The following is a 24,951-nucleotide window of genomic DNA, read 5'->3' as shown; positions in this document are numbered from 1 at the left end:
TCATCGCAACTGAGAGAAACCGAAGGAAACTGATATGGCCAACCCGATTCTCGACGCAGACGCTCCCGCCTTCGCGCGCCGCTACATGAACCTGGCGGACCCGCGTCTCGGCGCGCAGGCGCTCTTCGCGACCGACGAATTCTTCGCGCCGAAGGAACGCATGCTGGAGCCTCAGCCCGCAGTGTTCATCCCCGGCAAATACGACGAACACGGCAAGTGGATGGACGGCTGGGAGACGCGCCGCAAGCGCACGACGGGCTACGACTACTGCATCGTCAAGTTGGCGCGCGCGGGCGTGATTCACGGCATCGACATCGATACGAGTCACTTCACCGGCAACTTTCCGCCGGCCGCGTCGATCGAGGCGTGCTACAGCGCCAGCGCCAATCCGCAGGAAGACGGCGACTGGCGCGAGATCGTCCCGGCGACGACGCTCAAGGGCAATCATCATCACTATCTCGAGATCGCGGACGGGCGCGCCTACACGCATCTGCGTGTGAATATCTATCCGGATGGCGGCATCGCGCGGCTGCGTGTCTACGGCCAGCCGAAGACGGATTTTTCGCGCGTCGAGCGCGGCACGCTGCTGGATCTGGCCGCGATCGAAAACGGCGCGTATCTCGTCGCGGCGAACAATCAGCATTTCGGGCCAGCTTCGCAAATGCTGATGCCCGGGCGCGGCGTGAACATGGGCGACGGCTGGGAGACGCGCCGCCGCCGCGAGCCCGGCAACGACTGGGCGATTGTCGCGCTGGCCGCGCCGGGCGTGATCCGCGCGATCGAAGTCGATACCGCGCACTTCAAGGGCAATTTTCCGGACCGCTGTTCGCTGCAAGCGGCGCGCGTCACCGGCGGGACGGACGACTCGCTCGTCACGCAGGCGATGTTCTGGCCAGTGCTGCTCGACGAGCAAAAGCTCGCGATGGACAACGTGCATCGCTTCGAGAAGGAGATCGCGGCGCTCGGGCCCGTCACGCACGTGCGCTTCAACATTTTTCCGGATGGCGGCGTATCGCGGCTGCGCATTTTCGGTGAACTCGAATGAAGACGCTCACGCTGGAGCCGCTCACGCGCGAAGCGTTCGCGCCGTTCGGGGATGTCATCGAACTCGAAGGCGCGCGCCACTTTCCGATCAACGCGGGCACGACTGAACGCTTCCACGATCTGGCGAACGTCGATATCGGTTTCGAGAGCGGCGGGCGGCCGCTCATCAACGTGTTTCGCGGACAGCCGCGTCCGCAGCCCGTCGCGATCTCGATGATGGAGCGGCATCCGCTCGGCAGTCAGGCGTTCGTGCCGCTTGCGCAGGTGCGCTATCTCGTGGTGGTCGCGCCGGCGGGCGAGTTCGACGCGGCGGGCCTGCGCGCGTTTCATGCGCGCGGCTGGCAAGGCGTGAACTATGCGCGCGGCGTGTGGCATCACCCGCTCATCGTGCTCGACCGAGAGGGCGATTTCATCGTCGTGGACCGTGGCGGCGATCAGCCGAACTGCGACGAGATCGCGCTGCCCGAAACCTATACGTTGATCGAAGCCGCGGCGCGCGCTGCCTAGTTTCATCATTCAGCACGTAAAAGCGAATGCGACTGCGAATCGATCGCAGACGCAAACCGCAAAACGTAGGGGCGAAACGAAACCGCCGTCCATCGAGCCGATGGACGGCGGTTTTTACGTCAACGCGCCGGAAGCCGGCGCGCCGCTCAGTGCTTCCGATGCGGGCAGTTTTCCTTCGTGCATGTGCCGTACAGCGCAAGCGCATGCTCGTGGAGCTTGAAACCGCGTTCCTTCGCGATCGATTGCTGGCGGCGTTCGATCTCGGCATCGAAGAACTCTTCGACGCGCCCGCAGTCGAGACACACGAGGTGATCGTGGTGCGAACCCTCGTTGAGCTCGAAGACCGCCTTGCCCGATTCGAAATTGCTCCGCGACAGCAGACCGGCCTGCTCGAACTGCGTGAGCACGCGATAAACCGTCGCGAGACCGATATCGAGCTCTTCGTTGAGCAGGCTTCGATACACGTCTTCGGCAGTCAGATGGCGCACCGGACTATGCTGAAAAATTTCGAGGATCTTGAGGCGGGGCAGCGTCGCCTTGAGTCCGATATTTTTGAGATCGGAGGGATTGGTCATGGCTAGGCATCCCTAGAGTACAATTCAAGGTTGTCATAGTAATGTGTTTTTCCGATTCCCGACATCCTGTACCGTCTCAGGCGGAACCGGACGAATGGAGCGCGGCCTCCGGGCATCTCGCGTGAAAGGTGAAATGTTTTCAAAATCTTTATCGAATAGCAGGGAGAGCCGTCGCATGCGGGGAATCGTGATCGCAGCAACTTTGGCCGCATTACTCGCCGGCTGCTCGGCGTACGACAGCGTCACACAGAAAATTGCACAAAGCATCACGCCGTATCGGATCACGGTTGTGCAAGGCAACTTCGTTTCGGCGGAAGCGGCCGCGCAGATGCAGGTCGGCATGTCGCGCGATCAGGTGAGACAGATCCTCGGCACGCCGCTTCTGACCGACATGTTCCACGCGGACCGCTGGGACTACGTGTTCTATTTCAAGCGCGGGTCCACTTCCGTGGTTCAGCAGCGTGATTTCGTCGTGAACTTCGCGAGCGATCGTGTGGTGAGCTGGTCGGGCGGCGAGAATCTGCCGTCGAACCTGGAATTGCTCGCCGAGATCGACGGCGACAAGGGCGTCAAGGTCGCGAAGACCGCAGCGGCGCCCACGGCGGCATCGGTGCCGGCGGCATCGACGGTTGCAGTGACCGCTCCGTCCGGCGAACCGTCCACGCAGCCGAACACGGCGGCGGCGTTCGCGGGTGACGCCAATCAGGAAGCCGCGCAGGCCGCCAATCGCGCGACGGCGCAGGTCGATATGCCCACGGGCCGCCAGCGTTCGTCGACGTACAGCAGCGCGCCGCAAAGTGCGGGCGGTGCGCCGGGTTCGGCGGGCGCGGGCGGCAGCAACTCCCAGATCCAGCTTCAGCGCAAGCCGCAGCAGATCAACATTCCGGACAGCAGCGCGGTGGGACCGGCGAGCACGTCGCCTACGCCGCCGAACGCGGGCGGTCAGGCGCAGTTCACCATGCCGCAGTAATCCGGCCCTCCCGGGAAGCCGCGCGCCGTGCGCGGCTTCCTGCTGCATTTCAATTTGCAAAATCCATCGCGTGCGGGTTGCGCGGTTCGACACGAGACTGCCATGAAGATCGCCATCGCCGGCGCATCGGGCCGCATGGGCCGGATGCTGATCGAAACCGTTCTCTCTGATCCGGACGCGCAACTCACGGGCGCGCTCGACCGGCCCGGCGTGCCGCAACTCGGCCAGGACGCGGGCGCGTTTCTCGGCAAGACCACGGGCGTTTTGCTGACCGACGACATCGAGCGCGTGTTCGCCGACGCCGATTATCTGATCGACTTCACGCGACCCGAAGGCACGCTCGCGCATCTCGACGCGGCGCTGCGACATAACGTGAGGATGATCATCGGCACGACCGGTTTCTCCGACGAGCAGAAAGCGCAGTTGAAGAAGGCAGGCGAGAAGATCGGCGTGGTGTTCGCGCCGAACATGAGCGTCGGCGTGAATGTCACGATGAAGCTGCTCGAATTCGCGGCGAAGCATTTCTCGCAGGGTTACGACATCGAGATCATCGAGGCGCATCACCGTCACAAGGTCGATGCGCCGTCGGGCACGGCGCTCGGCATGGGCGAAGTGATCGCCAAGGCGCTCGGGCGCGATCTGAAGGACTGCGCCGTGTACGCGCGCGAAGGCGTGACGGGCGAGCGCGATCCGTCGACCATCGGCTTTTCGGCGATCCGCGGCGGCGATATCGTCGGCGATCACACGGTGTTGTTCGCGGGCATCGGCGAGCGCATCGAGATCACGCACAAATCCGCAAGCCGTCTCTCCTACGCTCAGGGCGCGCTGCGCGCCGTACGTTTCCTCGAAGGCCACGAGCGGGGCTTCTTCGATATGCAGGACGTGCTCGGCCTGCGCTGATCCCGGCTCGTGACCATGGCGGAAACTGGCGTCATCCATTATTTGCAATCCGGCGACGCCGTCACGCACGCCGTCGCCGGCTTGCTGCTGGCGATGTCGCTCGCGAGCTGGTGTTTCCTGCTCGTGAAGGCGTGGATTCTCGCGCGCGCCAAATGGCAGGGGCCGCGCGCATTGCAGCACTTCTGGCAGGCGGCGAGTCTGACGGACGGCATCGGCGCGTTGCGGCGCACGGATCGCGAGCGCGTGTTCCTGCCGCTCGCCGAGGCCGCGTGGCGCGCGTCGCAGGCGGAAATGCCGGGCGCGTTGCTGGCGCAAGTGGAGCGCAGCGAGCGCGTCTTGCGGGCGCTTCGGCAGGCGCTGCTGAAGTCGCAGCGGCGGCTCGAGTTCGGCCAAGTGCTGCTCGCATCGGTGGGCGCGACCGCGCCGTTCGTCGGCTTGCTCGGCACTGTCTGGGGCATTTATCACGCGCTCGGCAGCATCGCGTCGAGCGGGCAGGCGATGATCGAGAACGTCGCGGGGCCGGTCGGCGAGGCGCTCATCATGACGGCGTTCGGGCTGGTCGTCGCGATTCCGGCGGTGCTTGCCTATAACGTGCTCGGGCGCTATGTGCGGCAGGTTTCGGAGGAGCTGGACGGCTTCGCGCACGATCTGCATGCGTTCGTGTGTGGCAAAGGCAACTAGGAGCCCCGCAATGGCCTTCGGCGGACTCGAAAACAAGCCCAACAGCCAGCCCATGGCGGACATCAACATGACGCCGCTCATCGACGTCATGCTGGTGCTGCTCGTCATCTTCATCATCACGGCGCCGCTCTTCACGCACGCGATCCGGCTCGATTTGCCGAAGGTCGCGTCGCAACCCGCGCGCGAGACGCCGCAAACCGTCACGCTGTCCATCGACGACGCCGGCAAGCTTTTCTGGAACGATACGCCCGTCAGTTTCGAGCAGATGCGCACGCGTTTCGCCGACGCCGGCAAAACCGCGCAACCGCCTGAGCTGCACCTGCGGGCGTCGGCCGGGACGCGTTATGACGTCATCGCGCAGGTGATGGGCGCCGCGCAGCAGGCAGGGCTCGCGCGCATCGGCTTCGTCACGCAGCCTGTGCGGCCGCCGGCGAATACGCCCGCGCACTGAACCCCGCACTGAGCCCCGCGCCGAACCCCGCGCCAGAACCGGTCTGCGCGCCAGCGGCGGCGCATCGAACGGTATAATCGCGATTTGCCCGTTTTTGTCCGTCTGGCACGCAGAGCGCCGCCAGCAGGCCAGAATCCGACGTAGCGCCAGCCCCGTTTCAAGCCAGGCGGCGAAGCCGAAGCGCACGCGGCAGGTCCCGAGGTCCGTTCCCAGCATTAGCGTAAAGCCACCACACCATGCACGATAAATACGTACCCGCCGACGTCGAATCCGCCGCGCAGAGCAACTGGCGCGCGAACGACGTCTACCGGACGACCGAGACGTCGGCCAAGCCCAAGTTCTATTGCGTCTCGATGCTGCCGTATCCGTCGGGCAAGCTGCACATGGGTCACGTGCGCAACTACACCATCAACGACGTGATGTACCGTTATCTGCGCATGAACGGTCACAACACGCTCATGCCGATGGGCTGGGACGCGTTCGGCATGCCCGCCGAGAACGCGGCCATGGCGAACAACGTGCCGCCGGCAAAGTGGACGTACGACAACATCGCGTACATGAAGAAGCAGATGCAGTCCATGGGCCTCGCCATCGACTGGTCGCGCGAAGTCGCCACCTGCTCGCCCGAGTACTACAAGTGGAACCAGTGGCTGTTTCTGAAGATGCTGGAAAAGGGCATCGCGTACAAAAAGACGGGCACGGTGAACTGGGATCCGGTCGATCAGACCGTGCTCGCCAACGAACAGGTCATCGACGGGCGCGGCTGGCGCTCGGGCGCGCTCGTCGAAAAGCGCGAAATCCCGATGTACTACCTGCGCATCACCGACTACGCCGATCAACTGCTCGACGATCTCGAAGGCCTCGGCTGGCCCGAGCGCGTCAAGATCATGCAGCAGAACTGGATCGGCAAGAGCTTCGGCGTGAATTTCGGCTTCCCGTATGAGATCGACGGCGAAGCGAAGCTGCTGCGCGTGTTCACCACGCGGGCCGACACCATCATGGGCGTCACGTTCGCGGCGGTCGCGGCGGAGCATCCGCTCGCCACGCGTCTCGCGCGCGATAACGCGGACCTTCAGGCGTTCATCGAGGAATGCAAGCGCGGCGGCGTCGCGGAAGCGGATGTCGCCACGATGGAAAAGAAGGGCATGCCCACGGGCTTCTTCGTCACGCATCCGCTGACGGGCGCGCAGGTCGAAGTGTGGGTCGGCAATTACGTGCTGATGTCCTACGGCGAAGGCGCGGTGATGGGCGTGCCGTCGCATGACGAACGCGACTTCGCGTTCGCGAAGAAATACGATTTGCCGATCAATCAGGTGATCGCGGTCGAGGGCAAGACCTATTCGACGGACGCGTGGGAAGAGTGGTACGGCGACAAGACCGCCGGCCGCCTCATCAACAGCGGCAAGTACGACGGCCTCACCACCGAAGAGGCGATCGAAGCCATCGCCGCGGATCTCAAGGCGAAAGGCTTCGGCGACAAGCAGATCACCTGGCGTCTGCGCGACTGGGGCATTTCGCGTCAGCGCTATTGGGGCACGCCGATCCCGATCATCCACTGCCCGAGCTGCGGCGACGTGCCGGTGCCCGAGAAGGATCTGCCTGTCGTGCTGCCGGAAGACCTCGTGCCGGACGGCACGGGCAATCCGCTCGCAAAGTCGGAAGCGTTCCTCAACTGCGCGTGCCCGAAGTGCGGCGCGGCGGCGAAGCGCGAAACCGACACCATGGACACCTTCGTCGATTCGTCCTGGTACTTCTCGCGCTACAGCGCGCCGGACGCCAAGACCATGGTCGATGAGCGCACCGACTACTGGATGCCGATGGATCAGTACATCGGCGGGATCGAACACGCGATTCTTCACCTGTTGTATTCGCGCTTCTGGACGAAGGTCATGCGCGACATGGGCCTCGTCAAGTTCGGCGAACCGGCGAAGAACCTGCTCACGCAGGGCATGGTGCTGAACGAGACGTTCTATCGCGAAGACGCGTCGGGCAAGAAGACCTGGTACAACCCGCTCGAAGTCACCGTGGCGCACGACGACAAGGGCCGTCCGACGGGCGCGACGCACATCGCCGACGGCCAGCCGGTCGTGCTCGGCGGCGTCGAGAAGATGTCGAAGTCGAAGAACAACGGCGTCGATCCGCAGACGCTGATCGACCAGTACGGCGCGGACACCGCGCGTCTGTTCGTGATGTTCGCCGCGCCGCCGGAGCAGTCGCTCGAATGGTCGGGCGCGGGCGTGGAAGGCGCGAGCCGCTTCCTGCGCCGCGTGTGGCACTTCGCGCACGACAATGCACACGTGCTGCGCCAGCACGGCAAGCTCGACGCATCGACGCTCGGCGACGCCGACAAAGCGCTGCGCCGCGAAATTTACACCGTGCTCAAGCAGGCCGATTTCGACTACGGCCGTCTGCAGTACAACACGGTCGTGTCCGCCGCCATGAAGATGCTCAACGCGCTCGACGGCGCGAAGAGCGCGGGCGACGGCGTGCTCAACGAAACCTTCAGCGTGCTGTTGCGCGTGCTGTATCCGGTGGTGCCGCACGTCACGTTCCAGTTGTGGTCGGAACTCGGTTACGACGCCAGCTTCGGTCCGCTGCTCGACGCGCCCTGGCCCAAGGTCGACGAAGCCGCGCTCGAACAGGCGGAGATCGAACTCGTGCTGCAAGTGAACGGCAAAGTGCGCGGCGCGCTGACGGTGGCGAAGGACGCATCGCGCGAAGCTATCGAGAAAGCGGCGGTCGCGCATGAAATGTTCGAGAAGTTTGCGGAAGGCCGCGCGCCGAAGAAGGTGATCGTGGTGCCGGGCCGTCTCGTGAACGTGGTCGTTTGATGCGCAAAGCCAAGGGAGTCGATGTGACCGGGAAAGCCGTCGAAAAAGGCGTAAGCAGGCGTTCGTTTCTCGCGCTCTTGGGCGGCGCGGCCGCGCTGTCCGCATGCGGCTTCCAGTTGCGCGGACAGCAGGACTACGCGTTCAAGCGGCTGGCGATCACGGGCGGCGCGCCGCAGATGGTCGCGCGTCTCGAGCGCCTGGTGCAGGGCGGCAGCGACACGGTCATCGTCAAGCCGTTCGAGAAGCCGGACGCAACGCTCAATCTGTCGGAAGGCACGGGTCTCAGCACGCTCAGCCTGAATTCGCAGGGCGTGGTGCAGGAATATGAGCTCATCTACAACCTGAGCTACTCGCTGTATGGCGCCGACGGCACGCTGCTGATCCCGCCGAGCGTGATTGCGCTGAATCGCGCGATGACCTACAGCGACCAGTACACGCTCGCCAAAGGGCAGGAAGCGACGCTCCTCTACAACGACATGCGCAACGACGCCGTCGATCAGCTGACGCGCCGTCTGGCGGTCGTGCGTTCGCTGCATCCGGCGCCGGGCGAGCAGACGCCGGGCGTCGCGCCGCGCGCGCCGCTGCCGACGCCGCCGCTCTGATCGTCCGCGGCGCTCGCTCATGCAACTGAAGCTCGACGCGCTCGATGCGCATCTCGCGAAAGGCCTGAAGGGTCTGTACGTCGTCTACGGCGACGAGCATCTGCTCGCGCAGGAAGCGTGCGACCGCATCCGGGCCACCGCGCGCGCGAGCGGTTTTACGGACCGCTCCGTGTTCACGGTCGAGCGCGGCTTCGACTGGAGCGCGCTCATCGGGGCGACGCAGTCGATGTCGCTGTTCGGCGACCGTCAGCTGATCGAGTTGCGCATTCCCACCGGCAAGCCCGGCAAGGAAGGCGCAGACGCGCTGAAGACGCTCGCCGGCGCCGACAATCCCGATGTCGTGACGCTCGTCACGCTGCCGCGTCTGGACGCCGCAACGCAGAAATCCGCGTGGTTTTCGGCGTTGCTCGGCGCGGGCGTCGCGCTGAAGATCGATCCGGTCGAGCGCGCGCAATTGCCGATGTGGGTCGGTCAGCGGCTCGCGCAACAAGGCCAGCGCGTGGCGCCGGGCGAAGAAGGGCGGCGCGCGCTCGCATTCGTGGCAGAACGGGTGGAAGGCAATCTGCTGGCCGCGCATCAGGAAATCCAGAAGCTCGGGCTTTTGTATCCCGAAGGCGTGCTCACCTTCGAGCAGATCCACGACGCCGTGCTCAATGTCGCGCGCTACGACGTGTTCAAGCTCAACGAAGCGATGCTCACCGGCGATATCGGGCGCCTCGCGCGCATGCTCGACGGCCTGAAGGGCGAAGGCGAGGCCGCCGTGCTCGTGCTGTGGGCGCTCGTCGAGGAAGTGCGCACGCTGTTGCGCATCAAGCGCGGCGTCGCGTCGGGCAAGCCGCTTGCCACGCTCATGCGCGAGAACCGCGTGTGGGGGCCGCGCGAACGGCTGATCGGCCCGGCGCTCGCACGCGTGACCGACGAAGCGCTGGAACGCGCGCTGTCGCTGGCGGCGCGGCTCGATCGTCAGGTCAAGGGTTTGTCCGGCAGCACGGGCAAGCGCGGCAGCGAGCCGCCGCCCGATCCGTGGGCCGGCATGTTCGAACTGGCGATGGCGGTCGCAGGCGGCAAACCGGCATCGGCGCCACGGCCGCGTCGCTAGGCCGCCTTCGTCGTGCGCTGTTGCCGCGCGCACAACCGCTTAAAATGTGATTCTGTGCCTCCGAGGCGCCTTGCTGCGCGCCTCCGCTCACGAAACGAGACTGACGATGAACATCGATCAATACATGACCGACCTCGGCCGCCGCGCCCGCACGGCGTCGCGCGCGATGGCGCGGGCGTCCACGGCTGCGAAGAACGCGGCGCTGCTGGCGGTGGCCGACGCCATCGAACGCGAGCGCGAGGCGCTCAAGCAGGCGAACGCGCGCGATCTCGCCCGGGCGCGCGAAAAAGGCCACGACGCCGCGTTCATCGACCGCCTGACGCTCTCGGAGAAGGCGCTCGACACGATGGTCGAAGGCCTGCGCCAGGTCGCCGGCCTCGCCGATCCGATCGGCGAAATCAGCGGGCTCAAGTTTCGCCCGAGCGGCATTCAGGTCGGACAAATGCGCGTGCCGCTCGGCGTGATCGGCATCATCTACGAATCGCGGCCGAACGTGACCATCGACGCCGCCGCGCTTTGTCTCAAATCCGGCAACGCAACCATTCTGCGCGGCGGCTCCGAAGCGCTCGAATGCAACACGGCGCTCGCGAAGCTGATCGGCATCGGGCTTGCGGCAGCCGGTTTGCCGCAGGACGCCGTGCAGGTCGTCGAGACGGCGGATCGCGCGGCGGTCGGCAAGCTCATCACGATGACCGAATTCGTCGACGTGATCGTGCCGCGCGGCGGCAAGAGCCTGATCGCGCGGCTGATGGAAGAATCCCGCGTGCCGATGATCAAGCATCTGGACGGCATCTGCCACGTCTACGTGGACGATCGCGCGGATCTCGGCAAGGCGGCGGCCATTTGCGACAACGCGAAGACGCATCGTTACGGCACCTGCAACACGATGGAAACGCTGCTCGTCGCGCGCGGCATTGCGGGCGAGGCGCTGCCGCCGCTCGCGCGCGCGTATCAGGCGAAGGAGGTCGAACTGCGCGTCGACGCCGAAGCGCGCGCCGTGCTGGAAGCGGCGCGGATCGGCTCGCTCGTGGACGCGACCGAGGAAGACTGGAGCACGGAATATCTCGCGCCGATTCTGTCGATCAAGGTCGTCGGCGGTCTCGACGAAGCCATCGACCATATCAACACCTACGGCTCGCATCACACCGACGCGATCGTCACCGAAGACCACGACCGCGCGATGCGTTTCCTGCGCGAAGTCGATTCGGCGAGCGTGATGGTCAACGCGTCGACGCGTTTCGCCGATGGCTTCGAGTTCGGGCTGGGCGCAGAAATCGGCATTTCGAACGACAAGCTGCACGCGCGCGGCCCGGTCGGGCTGGACGGGCTGACGTCGCTGAAATACGTCGTGCTCGGCCGCGGGGAAGTGCGCCGGTAATCCCGCTCATCCTTTCCGCAACAATTCCACCAACAAGCACGCCCGAACGACAAGAACGATGCTCTGGATCAAATCGCTGCATATCGTGCTGGTGGCTTCGTGGTTCGCGGGGCTTTTTTATCTGCCGCGCATTTTCGTGAACCTCGCGATGGAAACGGACGCCGCCGCCACCGCGCGCCTGTTGCTGATGGCGCGCAAGTTGTTTCGCTTCATGACGTTCATCGCGGTGCCGGCGCTCGCCTGCGGGTTGTGGCTGTGGCTCGTCGTCGGGATCGGCGCGGGGCAGGGCTGGCTGCACGCAAAGCTCACGATCGTCGCGCTGATCATCGTGTATCACGCGTATTGCGGGCGCCTGCTGCATACCTTCCAGCGCGGCGAAAACACGCGCTCGGACAAATGGTACCGCATGTTCAACGAATTGCCCGTGCTCGGGTTGCTCGGCGCGACGCTGCTCGTCGTCATCAAGCCATTCTGAGTTTTTAGCGTTTTTAGCGTGGGCCGCGCGCGCGGCTCACGTGCCCACGCGCCGGCTCTCCAGCACGTCTTTCGCTTCGGCGAGCTTCTCCGCCAGTTCCGGCCCGCGCGCGAGCGCAAGGCCCACCGCCAGAATGTCGCCGATCGCGAGATGCGAAACGCGTGACGTCATCGGCGAAAAAATATCCGTGTCTTCATCGACGTTGGCGAAGAGTCCGACCGTCGCCATGCGCGCGAGCGGCGAGTTGCCGTGCGTGATCGCGATGACCTTCGCGCCGCCGTGCAGCGCCGATTTGCACGCGTCCAGAATGTCGCGCGTGCGGCCCGTGTTCGAGATCGCGACGACGACATCGCCGTCGCCCAGCAGCGCGGCGGAAGTCGTGTACGTATGCGGATCGGAATAGGCGACCGACGGCACGCCCAGCTTGAAGAACTTGTGCTGCATGTCGAGCGCGGCGATACCCGAGCCGCCCGCGCCGTAAAACTCGATGCGCCGCGCCTGCGCCAGCAGTGCGATCGCCGCCGCCACGCTGTCCGACGAAAGACTATTGCGCACCTGAATCAGCGCGCCGATGGTCCGGTCCAGCACCTTCGCCGCGACGCCGGCGGCGGGCTCGTCGCTGCGCACGTCGCGATAAACCGTGGGAACGTCGGCTGCTACGCTTTGAGCGAGGCGTATCTTGAACTCGCGAAATCCCGAGAAACCTAGCGCCTGACAGAAACGCGCGATAGTCGGCTGGCTGACGCCCGCGCGCGCGGCGAAATCGGTCATCGACAGATCGAGCACTTCGCGCGGCGCTTCGAGCACGTAATCGGCCAGCTTGCGCTCCGAGGGGCGCAACTGTTCGCGCATCGCTTCGACTTGGGACAGCAACATCGGAAATCTCGCCTATGCTGAAAATTGCCTGCGACTATAGCCGATGATCGGTCTTGTACAAATACTACATATTTTCGACGAAGAATCTCAGGGATTTCCCTGAGATGCGCTCCAGAAAAGGCACAGAGATAAGCGATCGCTTAACGATTGTGCCGGAAAAGCGCGTTGTCTTCGTGTAGTTTTTCTACTAATATTCCGGACATCGGCACACAGACACTACAAAGACCCAATCCGCCGTTCCTCGCGATTCAAAACCCAAAGCTCGACGGCAGGCGCGCCGGGAGTGAGACGAAGGAGCATCGATGGTTTCCCCGCATTCGCAACTCAAAAAAGTCACCGACCGCATCATCGAGCGCAGCAAGCCGACGCGTGCGGCCTATCTCGCGCGCATCGACGCTGCGCAAGGCATGTTCCCCGCGCGCGGCGCACTGTCGTGCGCGAATCTCGCGCATGGCTTCGCCGGTCTCGAAGGCCAGGAAAAATTCGCGATCAAGGCGGTGCGCGAGCCGAATGTCGGCATTGTGTCGTCGTATAACGAAATGCTGTCCGCGCACGCGCCGTACAAAAGCTTTCCGGACATCATCAAGCAGGCGGCGCGCGAGCACGGCGGCATCGCGCAGTTCGCGGGCGGCGTGCCCGCCATGTGCGACGGCATCACGCAGGGCAACGCGGGCATGGAACTGTCGCTGTTTTCGCGCGAAGTGATCGCGATGAGCACGGCGGTCGCCCTCACGCACAACATGTTCGACGCCGCGCTGTGTCTCGGCGTCTGCGACAAGATCGTGCCGGGCCTGGCGATCGGCGCGTTGCAGTTCGGGCATCTGCCGACCATTTTCGTGCCCGCCGGCCCGATGACGAGCGGCCTCACCAACGACGACAAGGCGAAGGTGCGCCAGGAGTTCGCGACCGGCAAGTGCGACCGCAGCGCGCTGCTCGAAGCGGAAGCGGCCGCCTATCACGGCCACGGCACCTGCACGTTCTACGGCACGGCCAACAGCAACCAGATGCTGATGGAAGTGATGGGCCTGCATCTGCCCAGTTCGGCGTTCGTGCATCCGCACACGCCGCTGCGCGACGCGCTCACCGCCGAGGCCGCGCGCCGCGTGCTGGACCTGACGCACGAGCGCGGCAACTACACGCCGATCGGCCGCGTCGTCGACGAAAAGGCGATCGTCAACGGCATCGTCGCGTTGCTCGCGACCGGCGGCTCGACCAATCACACGCTGCATCTCGTGGCGATCGCGCGGGCGGCGGGCGTCATCATCGACTGGAACGACTTCGACGAACTCTCGCAAGTGGTGCCGCTGCTCGCGAAGATCTACCCGAATGGCAAGGCCGACGTGAACCATTTCCACGCGGCGGGCGGCGTCGCGTTCCTCGTGCGCAATCTGCTCGAAGGCGGGCTGCTGCACGAAGATGTGCAGACGGTTGCAGGCTTTGGTCTGTCGCATTACACGAAGGAACCGAAGCTAATCGACGGCAAGCTGCAATGGGTCGACGGCGCCGCCGAAAGTCACGACGACAAGGTGCTGCGCGGCATCGGCGTGCCGTTCCAACCGGACGGCGGCCTGCGTCTCATGCAGGGCAAGCTCGGGCGCGGCGTCATCAAGATTTCGGCGGTCGCGCCTGAGCATCGCGTGGTGAAGGCGCCGGCCATCGTCTTCAATTCGCAGGAAGAAGTGCAGGAAGCGTTCGACAAGGGCGAACTGAAGCGCGATTTCGTCGCCGTGGTGCGCTTTCAGGGCGCGCGGGCGAACGGCATGCCGGAACTGCATCGGTTGACGCCGCTGCTCGGCGTGTTGCAGGATCAGGGCTTTCATGTGGCGCTCGTCACCGATGGCCGCATGTCGGGCGCGTCGGGCAAGGTGCCGGCCGTCATTCACGTATCGCCCGAAGCGCTGCTGCACGGGCCGCTCGGCAAGGTCCGCACCGGCGACATGCTGGTGATCGACGCGCCCGCGGGCGTGCTCGATATCGAGATCGACGTGAACGAGTGGGCGGCGCGGGAAGTCGAGGCGCCGCTGCGTCAGGCGGACAACGAAGTCGGCTTCGGCCGCGAACTGTTCGGCGTGTTCCGCAGCGCGGCGCTGCCGGCGGAAGAGGGCGCGTCGGTGTTCGGTCCGCTGGTCGGCGCGCCGGACGGCCACGGTTCGAGCGCGCACGGCGGGTCCGCGCGGGAGCGCAATCCATTGCGCGACAACGCGCGCGCTGCGGCATCGGCGCTGAACAAGGCGCACGCCACGCATCAATGAGCAACCCGGCGCCGGGAACCTGAGAGAAACCCGCGGACAGACCCGCCTATGCAGCGGGCGCCGCACAAAAACCAGGAGTCGCATCAAATGAAAACGGTAAGCGAAATCGTGCGTCTGGGACCGGTGATCCCGGTGCTGGCTTTCGATTCGGTGGAACAGGGCGAGCACGTCTCGCGCGCGCTGCACGCCGGCGGCGTGAAAGTGCTCGAAATCACGCTGCGCACGGCGGCGGGCATCGCCGCGATCGAGCGCGCAAGCCAGCTCGCGGACGATATCGTCGTCGGCGTGGGCACGATCACGAAGCCCGAGCATTGCGCGCAGGCGAAGAAGGCGGGCGCGCAGTTCGGCGTGTCGCCGGGTCTCACGAAAGACATGCACAAGGCCGCCCAGGACGCGGGATTGCCGCTTCTGCCGGGCGTGATGACGCCGTCCGACATCATCGCCGCGATGGAACTGGGCTACGAGATCGTCAAGTTTTTCCCGGCGCAGCAGGCCGGCGGCATCCCGATGCTGCAAGCATTCCACGGCCCCTTCCCGAACCTCAAGATTTGCCCGACGGGCGGCATCACGGCCGAAACCGCGCCGAGCTTTCTCGCGCAACCGAACGTGGTGTGCGTGGGCGGCTCGTGGCTAACGCCGAAGGCCGCGCTCGCCGCGCAAAACTGGGAAGAAGTCACGCGCCTCGCGCGCGCCGCGAGCGAACTCGCGCCGCATAAATAAAACGAAGTCAGCGAATTAAGCGTGTACCCGACAGGCGCGCCCGGTGCGCGCCTATCACTTATCCGGAAGTTTGGTAATCCTGAGTTTTCCCGCAGGATCGCCGCCGGACACACATAAAGACGCCAAAGAGCAGCGTCTTCCCCGCCAAACGCCCCGCTTACAAGTAAAATTCTGTGGCCCAGCGCCATGTGCGCGCTTGCCGGACATTGCCGAGGTGTGCAGTGCAGCGACGGCAAACGCATCCATAGCGCAGAAAAACAACCTCAACGTTATGAAAGGAGGCGTCATGCCAGCCGTCCACGGGAGCATGTTGCTGCTCTACGCGGTGATCGCGATCGCGGTTTTGATCCTGATGATCGCACGCTATAAAGTCTATCCATTCCTCGTCCTCATGATCGTGTCCGTGCTGCTCGCGCTTGCGGTCGGCATGCCGATGGACAAGATCGTCAAATCGTTCGAAACCGGCAACGGCAATACGCTCGGCCACATTGCCGTGGTCGTGGGTCTCGGCACGATGCTCGGCAAGATGATGGCCGAATCCGGCGGCGCCGAGCGCATCGCCAATACGCTGATCAATCTGTTCGGCGAGAAGAACATTCACTGGGCGATGATGGTCGTCGCGATCATCGTCGGCTTGCCGGTGTTCTTCGAAGTCGGCTTCGTGCTGTTGATTCCGATCGCGTTCAACGTCGCCAAGCGCACCGGCAAGTCGCTGCTGCTGATCGGCCTGCCGATGGTCGCGGGCCTCTCGGTCGTGCACGGCCTGATTCCGCCGCACCCGGCCGCGCTGCTCGCGGTGCAGCAGTATCACGCGGATATCGGCAAGACGATCGCTTACGGGCTGATCGTCGGCGTGCCGACGGCAATCGTCGCGGGTCCGTTGTTTGCGCTTCTGATCAGCAAATACATCAAGCTGCCGGATACCAACGCGCTCGCCGACCAGTTCACCGAAAAACACGGCGACACCGCGGTGAAGCGCGAGTTGCCGAGCTTCGGCATCACGCTGTTCACCATTTTGCTGCCGGTGATCCTGATGCTCGTCGGCAGCTGGGCGGATCTGGTCTTCACGCCGAAGACGCTGCCCAATGATTTGCTGCGCTTCATCGGCCAGTCGGATATGGCGCTTCTGATCGCTGTGCTGGTCAGCTTCTGGACCTTCGGCGCGAAGCGCGGCTTCAACCGCGATCAGATTCAGAAGTTCTGCGGCGAGTGTCTTGCGCCGATCGCGGGCATCACGCTGATCGTCGGCGCGGGCGGCGGCTTCGGGCAAGTGCTGCGCGACAGCGGCATTTCGCAGCAGATCGTGGCGACCGCATCGCAGGCGCATCTGTCGCCGCTGCTGTTGGGCTGGTTCGTCGCCGCGCTGATCCGCCTCGCCACCGGTTCGGCGACGGTCGCGATGACCACCGCGTGCGGCATCGTCGCGCCGATCGCGGCGGCCGCGGGCGGTCACACGAGCCCGGAACTGCTGGTGCTCGCCACCGGCTCCGGCTCGCTGATCTTCTCGCATGTGAACGATGGCGGCTTTTGGCTGATCAAAGAGTATTTCGGGATGACCGTCGGTCAGACATTCAAGACCTGGTCGTTGCTCGAAACCATCATTTCCCTGATGGGGCTCGGGTTGACCTTCGCGCTCGCGGCGGTCATATAAGGAGATGTCGATGATTCTGATCGCGATGGGTGTGTCGGGCGCCGGCAAGACCCGCATCGGCGAGTTGCTGGCGGAGCGCCTGCAATGCTCGTTCACCGACGGCGACGCGTTTCACAGCGCCGCCAACAAGGAGAAGATGCACAAGGGCATTCCTCTGACCGACGACGACCGCTGGCCGTGGCTCAAGACGATTCGCGCGGCGATCGAGGACAAGCAGCGCGCGGGCGAGACGGCGGTGTTTACGTGCTCGTCGCTGAAGCGTTCCTATCGCGACGTGCTGCGCGACGGCGACCGCGACGTGTGCTTCGTCTATCTGGAAGGCACGTACGAAGTGCTGCACGAACGGCTTGCGACGCGCACCGGCCATTTCTTCGATCCGTCGCTGCTCAAGAGCCAGCTCGACACGCTCGAACCGCCGGGCACGGACGAGGCGATTGTGGTGAGCATCGAGAATACGCCTGAAGAAATCGTCGAAATCGTGATGAAGGAACTGGAGACGCGCTGATCGCGCTGCCCTCAAAAACGAAGGCCCCGCGTCGCGAGACGCGGGGCCTTATGTATTGCAGCGACGTCAGATCGACATCGATGCGCCTTACGCGATGCGCTTCGCCAGCTCCGCCGCCTTGCCGATATACGAGGCCGGCGTCATCTCCAGCAGCAGCTTTTTCGCGTCGGCCGGAATAGCGAGGCCGGCGATGAACGTCTGCAGCGCCTCGCGCGTGATGCCCTTGCCGCGCGTCAGTTCCTTCAACTGCTCGTACGGGTTCTCGATGCCGTAGCGGCGCATGACCGTCTGCACCGGCTCGGCGAGCACTTCCCACGTATTGTCGAGATCTTCGTTCAGGCGTGCCGCGTTGACTTCGAGCTTGTCGAGGCCGCGAATCAGCGCGTCATACGCGAGCAGCGAATAGCCGAACGCCACGCCGATGTTGCGCAGCACGGTCGAATCCGTCAGGTCGCGCTGGAAGCGCGAGACCGGCAGTTTGTCGGCGAGGTGGCGCAGCGTCGCGTTCGCGAGGCCGAGATTGCCTTCCGAGTTTTCGAAGTCGATCGGATTGACCTTGTGCGGCATCGTCGACGAGCCGATTTCTCCGGCCTTCGTGCGCTGCTTGAAGTAGCCGAGCGAGATGTAGCCCCACACGTCGCGGTCGAGGTCGAGCAGGATGGTATTGGCGCGCGCGACGGCGTCGAACAGTTCGGCCATGTAGTCGTGCGGCTCGATCTGAATCGTGTACGGATTGAACGTGAGCTTAAGCCGGTTCTCGACGACATCCTTCGAAAACGCTTCCCAGTCGAACTCCGGATACGCCGACAGATGCGCGTTGTAGTTGCCGACCGCGCCGTTCATCTTGCCGAGCAGCGGCACCTGCGCGACGCGTTCGATCGCCCGCGACAGGCGCGCCGCGACGTTCGCGATTTCCTTGCCGAGCGTCGTCGGGCTGGCGGGCTGACCGTGCGTGCGCGAGAGCATCGGCTGGTCGGCCTGCGCGTGCGCGAGCTTCACGAGGCGCTCGTGCACCGAGCGCAGCGCGGGCAGGATCACGTGTTCGCGCGCGCCCGCGAGCATCAGGCCGTGCGACGTGTTGTTGATGTCTTCGGACGTGCACGCGAAGTGGATGAACTCGCTCGCGCGCTCCAGTTCCGGCTGGCCCTTCACCGACTCCTTGAGCCAGTATTCGACGGCCTTCACGTCGTGATTCGTGACGCGCTCGATGTCCTTGATGCGCGCCGCATCGTGCGCGGTGAAGCGCTCGGCGAGACTCAGCAGGAACTGCTCGGATGCATCGGAAAAACGCGGCACTTCGGCGAAGCCCGCACGCGACAGCGCGATCAGCCAGTGAATCTCGACCGTCACGCGATGGCGCATGAACGCGGCTTCGGAGAGCCAGTCGCGCAGGGCCTCGGTCTTGCCGGCGTAGCGGCCGTCGAGCGGCGAGAGCGCGGTGAGCGCGAAGAGGGTATCGGGGCGGGTATCGGACATGATGGCGGTATCGGCTGCGGCTTGCGCTGGAAAAGGCGGGAGAACCGCGCATTTTACCATCGGATGCGTCCCAATCCGCTTCAGGCCGTCGCGAGCCGGGCGCCCGGCGCTCAGCGTTTAGCGCGTGCGCAGTTCTTCGTCGAGCGTGCGCAGTTGCGCGGGCGTGCCGACGTTTTCCCAGCGGCCTTCGTACAGTTCGCCGCGTGCGCGCCCGGCCGCGATGGTTTCGCGGTAATAAGGCGTGAGCGCGCGGCGCGTGCCGGGCGCGAGATCGCGGAACATGCGCGTGTCGTACAGACCGATATTGCCGAAGGTGTAGCGCGGCGCGCCTTCGAGTGCGAGCGTGCCGTTTTTGAGCGCGAAATCGCCCGCCGGATGGAACGGCGGATTCGGCACCATCACGAGATGCATGCCGGGTTCTTGCTGCGTCTGCAGCGCATCGGCGGGAGCGCGCAGCGTCGCGTAATCGAAATCGCAGAAGATGTCGCCGCTCACCGCGATGAACACGCCGTCGCCGATCATAGGCAGCGCCTGCGCGATGCCGCCCGCCGTCTCCAGCGCGCTGGTTTCCGCCGAATAGCGCAGCGTGACGCCCCAGCGCGAACCGTCGCCGAGCGCGCTTTCGATCTGCTCGCCGAGCCACGCATGATTGATGACGACGGTCTCGATACCCGCCGCCGCCAGCCGCTCGATCTGCCAGACGATGAGCGGCTTGCCGCCCGCTTCGAGCAAGGGTTTCGGACAGGTGTCGGTGAGCGGCCGCATGCGTTCGCCACGGCCGGCGGCGAAGATCATCGCCGTTTTCAGAGCGTGCGTCATCGTCATTTCAGAAGGTATAGCCGACTTCGACCGCCCGGCCTTCCAGCGAATCGAGCAGACGGGCGAACGGCCAGAGCGGCGCGTAGCGTTCCGCGACACGGCGCGCGTAGCCCATGAAACGCGGCAGATCGGCGAGATAGCGCGGCTTGCCGTCGCGGTAATGGATGCGCGCGAACAGCCCGAGCACTTTGATGTGGCGTTGCAGGCCCATCCACTCGAGCTGGCGATAGAACTCGCCGAAATCGGCATCGACGGGCAGTCCCGCCTTTTTCGCCTGCTCCCAGTAATACGCGATGCAGTCGAGCTGAAACTCCTCGTCCCAGCTGATGAAGGCGTCGCGCATGAGCGAGGCCATGTCGTACGTGATCGGGCCGAACACCGCGTCCTGAAAGTCGAGCACGCCGGGATTCGGCTCGCACACCATCAGATTGCGCGGCATGAAGTCGCGCAGCATGAAAGTCTGCGGCTGCGCGAGCGCGCTCTGCACGAGCAGCGTGAAGGTATCGTCGAGGGTCTTGCGTTCGTCGGCGGTGACTTTGCGGCTCAGATGGCGGCCCATGAACCATTCGGGCATCAGTTCCATCTCGCGGCGCAGGAACGCTTCGTCGAACGATGGCAGCACGCCTTCGCGCGCGCTCCGCTGGAAGCGAATCAAGGTGTCGATGGCGTCGCGCATCAGCCCGCGCGCGTTCTTCTCGTCGAGCACGGAGATGTAGGTCGTCGTGCCGAGATCGGTCACGAGCATGAAACCGGCATCGAAATCGACTTCGAGGACTTTCGGCACGTGGACGTTCGCAGCGTCGAGCAGCCCGGCGACCTGCACGAACTCGCGGCATTTTTCGGGCGGCGGCGCGTCGACGGCGATCAGCGTCTTGCCGAACTCCGCCGCGCTGCCGAGGCGGAAGTAGCGACGAAAGCTTGCATCGGCGGAAGCGGGGGCAAGACTTGCCACGTCCAGCCGGTAGCGGACGGCGAAGCTCTGGAGCCACGCGTTGAGTTGATCAAGGCGGGCGTCTGAAGGAATGTGCGTCATAAATTCGAGGGGCCAAACATCTTGCCATATAATACCCCACGACTTTTTATGCGATCCGTTTCACGCCTGGCGCCAGGCCCCCGACGACTGTGAGCGTCACCGTTCGATTCAAATGCTCAGCAACGGACCGTCAAGTTCGACTGCGGTAGCGACGCGGCCGCCTGCCCGGTGGCATCGAGCGCGTGGGACGCGAACGGGATCGAACCGCCACCCATACATGCCGCCACGACAGTTTCCCGTATCGAAGATCAAAAGCGACGATCAGCCACGCAGGCGGCGGCTCGTCGTCGCGCTTTTGTCCGTTCCGGGCCTGATGCCCGCTCTCGCGCACGCCCAGCTCGTGGGCGATGCCGCCTATCCCGCGCCGCTCGCCGGTGCCGACAGCCTGCGTCTCGCGCCGCAACTCGAGGAGCGCCCGCTGCAGAGCGGCCAGCAGCCCTCGACGTTCCTGCTGAGCGACAAAGCCACCGGCACCTCCGACGAAGACATGGCCGCGAAAGGCTCGGCCGAAGTGCGCCGCACGGTGACTGTCATCAAGTCCGACGCGCTGCACTACGATCAGGACACGGACATGGCCGATGCTTTCGGCAATGTCAGGTTGATCAACAACGGCGTGTCCTTCGTCGGCCCGGAAGCGCACCTCAAGATCGAGGCGAACGAAGGGTTCATGACGAACCCGAAATACCGCTTCAATCTGACGGGCGGCTCCGGCAGCGCCGAGCGCGTCGACATGATCGACAACGAGCGCGCGCGCGTCGATCACGGCACGTACACGGCGTGCGCATGCGACACCGATCCGGCGTGGTACATCAAGGGCACGTCGTTCGATTTCGACACCGGCGCCGAAGAGGGCATCGCGCATAACGGCGTGCTGTTCTTCCAGGGCGTGCCGGTGTTCGCGAGCCCGTGGCTGTCGTTTCCGCTGACGGGCGATCGCCGCAGCGGTCTCTTGCCGCCGACGTTCTCGATCAGCTCGACCACCGGTTTCGAAGCGACGATTCCGTATTATTTCAACATCGCGCCGAATCGCGATCTGACCGTCACGCCGCGCATCATGACGCGCCGCGGCGTGCTCGGGGAAGCCACATACCGGTATCTGTCGCCGACATATTCGGGATCGTTCACCGGCGACTACCTGCCGAACGACCGGGAAACGCACACGAACCGCTATGCGATCTTCTGGCAGCATCGGCAGAATTTCGGCGGCGGCTTCGGTGGATACGTTAATTACAACAAGGTCTCGGACGATCAATATCCGGAAGACCTCGGCAACGCGTCGAATCAGTTCCTGAACGGCACGCAGTTGCTGTATCAGCAGGAAGCCGGGCTCACGTACAACAACGGCCCGTGGTCGGTGCTTGCCCGCGAGCAGCGCTGGCAGACGTTGCAGCCTTCGGTGCCGCCGTACGCGCGCGAGCCGCAGGTGAACGTGCAGTACAACAAGTACAACGTCGGCGGTTTCGATTACGGCGCGGAACTCGATGCCACGCGCTTCACGATCACAACCGACGGCGCCACCGACGGCAACCGGCTCTATTTCAATCCGTACTTGAGCTACGGGGTCAACGCGCCGGGCTACTTCATCACGCCGAAGGTGCAGTGGCACTTCGCGTCGTACGATCTGAGCCATATCGCGAGCACGCAGGTCGCGGGTTCGTCGCCGCCGGTCGCGGGGCAGCCCAAGAATTTCACCGAGTCGATCCCGACCCTCAGTTTCGACACCGGGCTCGTGTTCGACCGTTCGGTCCGGCTCTTCGGCCAGGATTACATTCAGACGCTGGAGCCGCGGCTCTACTACGTCTACACGCCGTATCACAATCAGGATTTCGCGCCGATCTTCGATACCGCCGAGGCCGACTTCGGGCTCGCCGAGATCTACACGCCGAACACCTTCGTCGGCAACGATCGCGTGGCGGACGCGAACCGCATCACCGCCGGCCTCACGACGCGCTTCATCAACCCGGCGACGGGCGACGAGCGCGCGCGTTTTGTCATCGCTCAGCAGTATTATTTCCAAAGCCAGCGCGTCACGATCACGCCGGGCCAACTGCCGGAGCAGGCGAAGCACTCGGACCTGATCGCGGGGGCGGCCATCAAGCTGGGTGCTGGTTTCGCTTCGGAAACGGCGTTCCAATATAATGTCGACAACAACCAGCTCGTGCGTTCGAGCGTGGGTTTTGCATTCAGCCCCGAGACACGCAAGGTCATCAACGTCGGCTACCGGTACACGCGCTCGAACCAGACCACGCTGGTCAACGAGCCGATCAACCAGATCCTGGTTTCCGGCGAATGGCCGCTCACGAACCGCCTCTACGCTGTCGGCCGCGTGAACTACGATCTCGCGAGCCATCGTCTCGTCGACGGGCTCGTGGGCTTCCAGTACGATGCCGACTGCTGGGCGTTCGGCTTCGGCATGCAGCGCTACGCCAACGGCGTGAACACGCAGGGCCAGCCATCGTCGGGCACGCGCGTGCTCGCGCAGCTGACCTTCAAGGGCTTGTCGAACGTCGACAACGGACTTGTCAGCGCATTCCGCGCGAGCGTGGCGGGCTATCAGCCGCCGCCGGCGCCGCCGCCGCCGCTCGCTCGCTACAGCGACTACGAGTGAAGCCGGAACGAACGTATCGGCGCGGCATCGAAGAATACGTAGCAAACAGCGGCGCCGGTCGTCGCGCTCGGGTAGTACACACGCAGCACACACACGCAGCACACGAACGGTGAAGCTGGTAATCGATGGAGTATCTGTGGCAAACGTGAAATTGTTTCGATCGACGGCAGTTGCAGCGGGTGCGCTCGCTGCCGCGTTGGTCCTGAGTACGCCGGCCGGTGCGCAGGCGTTGTCGAACCGCAGCAGTGCGCAGGTCGCCGATTCCGTCGTCGCCGTGGTGAACGACGGCGTCATCACCCGGCGCGAGCTGGCGGAACGCTCGGCGCTGATCGCCAAGCGTCTGCAGCAGCAGAACGCGCCCGTGCCGCCCGCCGATCAGTTGCAGCGGCAGGTGCTCGATCAAATGGTGCTCGAACGCATCCAGCTTCAGCGCGCGAAGGAAGACGGCATCAACATCGACGATGCCACCGTGAACCGCACGCTTTCGCGTCTCGCCCAGCAAAACCAGATGACGCTCGACGTCTACCGTTCGCGTATCGAGGCGCAGGGTGTGCCCTGGGCCACGTTCGTGCGCGATGCCCGCACGGAACTGACGCTTTCCAAGCTGCGCGAGAAGGAAGTGGACACCAAGGTCACCGTGTCCGACGGCGAAGTGGCGAACTACATTGCGAGCCAGCGCGGTCCGGGCGCGCGCAACACGAGCGATCTGCGTCTGCAGCACATCATGTTCAAGGTCGCGCAAGACGCGCCCGAGTCCGACGTGAACGCGGTTCAGAGCAAGGCCGACGCCGTGCTCAAACAGGCGCTGAACGGCGACGACTTCGAGAAACTTGCGAAAAACAATTCGCAGGATACCGATGCGAACAAGGGCGGCGATCTGGGCTTCCGCACGCCGGGTTCGTTGCCGCCGGGCATCGTGAGCGCGGTGGCGACACTGCGTCCGGGCCAGGTCGCGCCGACGCTGCTGCGCACGAGCGGCGGCTTCGAGGTCATCAAGCTGGTGGATCGCCGCGCAAGTCAGGGCACGGCCGCCGATGCGCCCAAGCTCGTGCAGACGCACGTGCGCCACATTCTGCTGCGCGTGTCGGACGGCATGTCGGAGCAGGCTGCGCGCCAGAAACTGCTCGACATCAAGCAGCAAGTGCTCTCGGGCGGTGACTTCGCCAATTTCGCGCGCACTTATTCGCAGGACGGCTCGGCCTCGCAAGGCGGCGATCTCGGCTGGATCAGCCCGGGCGAAACCGTGCCCGAATTCGAGCGCGCGATGAACAGTCTGCAAGACAACGCCGTCAGTGATCCGGTGCGCAGCGAGTACGGCTATCACCTGATTCAGGTGCTCGGCCGCCGCGAGGCAGAAGGTTCGGCTACGCAACAGCTCGACATCGCGCGTCAGGCAATCGGCCAGCGCAAGGCCGAGCAAGCCTATTCCGACTGGCTGCGCGAACTGCGCGACACCGCGTACGTGCAATACAAGGGCGTCGCCGCCCAGCCACAGTAA

The 24,951-nt window shown here is 64.5% G+C and carries 22 protein-coding genes; 17 read left to right on the top strand and 5 right to left on the bottom strand.

Features of this window, described 5'->3' with window-relative positions; all coding sequences use genetic code 11:
* The first annotated feature begins 34 nt into the window (after positions 1-34).
* Together alc and BRPE64_RS11190 are read left to right on the top strand one after the other, a co-directional pair.
* Complete coding sequence (gene alc, locus BRPE64_RS11195) at positions 35-1,045, top strand: allantoicase (protein WP_016346230.1); 1,011 nt, start codon at positions 35-37, stop codon at positions 1,043-1,045.
* Positions 1,042-1,551, top strand: coding sequence for an ureidoglycolate lyase (locus tag BRPE64_RS11190; RefSeq protein WP_016346229.1), 510 nt, complete (start codon positions 1,042-1,044; stop codon positions 1,549-1,551). Before alc ends, BRPE64_RS11190 begins: the two co-directional genes overlap by 4 nt.
* A gap of 146 nt (positions 1,552-1,697) precedes the next feature.
* Here the strand turns inward: BRPE64_RS11190 and fur are convergent, their stop codons facing one another.
* Positions 1,698-2,126 carry a ferric iron uptake transcriptional regulator gene (fur, locus tag BRPE64_RS11185; RefSeq protein ID WP_016346228.1) on the bottom strand — a complete coding sequence of 143 codons (429 nt, stop codon included), beginning with the start codon at positions 2,124-2,126 and terminating at the stop codon, positions 1,698-1,700.
* A gap of 175 nt (positions 2,127-2,301) precedes the next feature.
* On the opposite strand from fur, the gene BRPE64_RS11180 reads away from it, so the two are divergent.
* The 9 genes from BRPE64_RS11180 (at position 2,302) to BRPE64_RS11140 (ending at position 11,513) form a co-directional block, all read left to right on the top strand.
* The gene (locus BRPE64_RS11180; protein ID WP_044041563.1) at positions 2,302-3,096 is read left to right on the top strand and encodes an outer membrane protein assembly factor BamE; all 795 of its coding nucleotides are present in this window, start codon (positions 2,302-2,304) and stop codon (positions 3,094-3,096) included.
* A 102-nt stretch (positions 3,097-3,198) separates the two neighbouring features.
* A complete protein-coding gene (gene dapB, locus BRPE64_RS11175) occupies positions 3,199-3,996 on the top strand; it encodes a 4-hydroxy-tetrahydrodipicolinate reductase (RefSeq protein WP_044041562.1) in 798 nt (265 codons plus the stop codon).
* A 15-nt stretch (positions 3,997-4,011) separates the two neighbouring features.
* Entirely contained in the window at positions 4,012-4,677 is a 666-nt protein-coding gene (locus BRPE64_RS11170; RefSeq protein WP_016346225.1) for a MotA/TolQ/ExbB proton channel family protein, read from the top strand.
* Between the two features lie 10 nt (positions 4,678-4,687).
* On the top strand, positions 4,688-5,128 hold the full coding sequence (locus BRPE64_RS11165; protein ID WP_016346224.1) for an ExbD/TolR family protein: 441 nt from the start codon (positions 4,688-4,690) through the stop codon (positions 5,126-5,128).
* Between the two features lie 236 nt (positions 5,129-5,364).
* The gene (gene leuS / locus BRPE64_RS11160) at positions 5,365-7,959 is read left to right on the top strand and encodes a leucine--tRNA ligase (RefSeq protein ID WP_016346223.1); all 2,595 of its coding nucleotides are present in this window, start codon (positions 5,365-5,367) and stop codon (positions 7,957-7,959) included.
* The gene (locus BRPE64_RS11155; protein ID WP_016346222.1) at positions 7,959-8,561 is read left to right on the top strand and encodes an LPS-assembly lipoprotein LptE; all 603 of its coding nucleotides are present in this window, start codon (positions 7,959-7,961) and stop codon (positions 8,559-8,561) included. The genes leuS and BRPE64_RS11155 overlap by 1 nt, the downstream gene beginning before the upstream one ends.
* A 19-nt stretch (positions 8,562-8,580) precedes the next feature.
* Complete coding sequence (holA, locus tag BRPE64_RS11150) at positions 8,581-9,660, top strand: DNA polymerase III subunit delta (protein ID WP_016346221.1); 1,080 nt, start codon at positions 8,581-8,583, stop codon at positions 9,658-9,660.
* Positions 9,661-9,766: 106 nt separating this feature from the next.
* Positions 9,767-11,038 carry a glutamate-5-semialdehyde dehydrogenase gene (locus BRPE64_RS11145; RefSeq protein ID WP_016346220.1) on the top strand — a complete coding sequence of 424 codons (1,272 nt, stop codon included), beginning with the start codon at positions 9,767-9,769 and terminating at the stop codon, positions 11,036-11,038.
* A gap of 58 nt (positions 11,039-11,096) precedes the next feature.
* The gene (locus tag BRPE64_RS11140) at positions 11,097-11,513 is read left to right on the top strand and encodes a CopD family protein (protein ID WP_016346219.1); all 417 of its coding nucleotides are present in this window, start codon (positions 11,097-11,099) and stop codon (positions 11,511-11,513) included.
* 36 nt (positions 11,514-11,549) lie between these two features.
* Here BRPE64_RS11140 and BRPE64_RS11135 read toward each other — a convergent pair whose 3' ends face one another.
* Positions 11,550-12,389, bottom strand: a complete 840-nt coding sequence (locus tag BRPE64_RS11135) for a MurR/RpiR family transcriptional regulator (RefSeq protein ID WP_016346218.1) — start codon at positions 12,387-12,389, stop codon at positions 11,550-11,552.
* Positions 12,390-12,691: 302 nt separating this feature from the next.
* Here BRPE64_RS11135 and edd point away from each other — a divergent pair, with 302 nt between their 5' ends.
* From edd to BRPE64_RS11115, 4 genes are all read left to right on the top strand, one after another.
* Positions 12,692-14,641, top strand: a complete 1,950-nt coding sequence (gene edd, locus BRPE64_RS11130; protein ID WP_016346217.1) for a phosphogluconate dehydratase — start codon at positions 12,692-12,694, stop codon at positions 14,639-14,641.
* Between the two features lie 87 nt (positions 14,642-14,728).
* Positions 14,729-15,361 carry a bifunctional 4-hydroxy-2-oxoglutarate aldolase/2-dehydro-3-deoxy-phosphogluconate aldolase gene (gene eda / locus BRPE64_RS11125; RefSeq protein WP_044041561.1) on the top strand — a complete coding sequence of 211 codons (633 nt, stop codon included), beginning with the start codon at positions 14,729-14,731 and terminating at the stop codon, positions 15,359-15,361.
* Between the two features lie 286 nt (positions 15,362-15,647).
* Positions 15,648-17,012, top strand: a complete 1,365-nt coding sequence (locus tag BRPE64_RS11120) for a GntP family permease (RefSeq protein ID WP_044042161.1) — start codon at positions 15,648-15,650, stop codon at positions 17,010-17,012.
* A gap of 10 nt (positions 17,013-17,022) precedes the next feature.
* Positions 17,023-17,517 carry a gluconokinase gene (locus BRPE64_RS11115; protein WP_044042160.1) on the top strand — a complete coding sequence of 165 codons (495 nt, stop codon included), beginning with the start codon at positions 17,023-17,025 and terminating at the stop codon, positions 17,515-17,517.
* Between the two features lie 87 nt (positions 17,518-17,604).
* Here the strand turns inward: BRPE64_RS11115 and purB are convergent, their stop codons facing one another.
* The 3 genes from purB to BRPE64_RS11100 form a co-directional block, all read right to left on the bottom strand.
* On the bottom strand, positions 17,605-18,993 hold the full coding sequence (gene purB / locus BRPE64_RS11110) for an adenylosuccinate lyase (protein WP_044041560.1): 1,389 nt from the start codon (positions 18,991-18,993) through the stop codon (positions 17,605-17,607).
* A 117-nt stretch (positions 18,994-19,110) separates the two neighbouring features.
* Entirely contained in the window at positions 19,111-19,812 is a 702-nt protein-coding gene (murU, locus tag BRPE64_RS11105; RefSeq protein ID WP_044042159.1) for an N-acetylmuramate alpha-1-phosphate uridylyltransferase MurU, read from the bottom strand.
* A 7-nt stretch (positions 19,813-19,819) separates the two neighbouring features.
* Positions 19,820-20,845, bottom strand: a complete 1,026-nt coding sequence (locus tag BRPE64_RS11100) for an aminoglycoside phosphotransferase family protein (protein WP_016346210.1) — start codon at positions 20,843-20,845, stop codon at positions 19,820-19,822.
* Between the two features lie 217 nt (positions 20,846-21,062).
* Between BRPE64_RS11100 and BRPE64_RS11095 the strand changes: the two genes are divergently transcribed.
* Together BRPE64_RS11095 and BRPE64_RS11090 are read left to right on the top strand one after the other, a co-directional pair.
* On the top strand, positions 21,063-23,453 hold the full coding sequence (locus BRPE64_RS11095) for an LPS-assembly protein LptD (RefSeq protein WP_016346209.1): 2,391 nt from the start codon (positions 21,063-21,065) through the stop codon (positions 23,451-23,453).
* A 136-nt stretch (positions 23,454-23,589) separates the two neighbouring features.
* Positions 23,590-24,951 carry a peptidylprolyl isomerase gene (locus BRPE64_RS11090; protein ID WP_016346208.1) on the top strand — a complete coding sequence of 454 codons (1,362 nt, stop codon included), beginning with the start codon at positions 23,590-23,592 and terminating at the stop codon, positions 24,949-24,951.

Origin of the sequence: Caballeronia insecticola, from assembly GCF_000402035.1 — a bacterium.
GTDB classification, from domain to species: Bacteria; Pseudomonadota; Gammaproteobacteria; order Burkholderiales; family Burkholderiaceae; genus Caballeronia; species Caballeronia insecticola.
The sequence above is the reverse complement of the archived record's forward strand: the minus strand, read 5'-3'. Positions and strand labels throughout refer to the sequence as shown.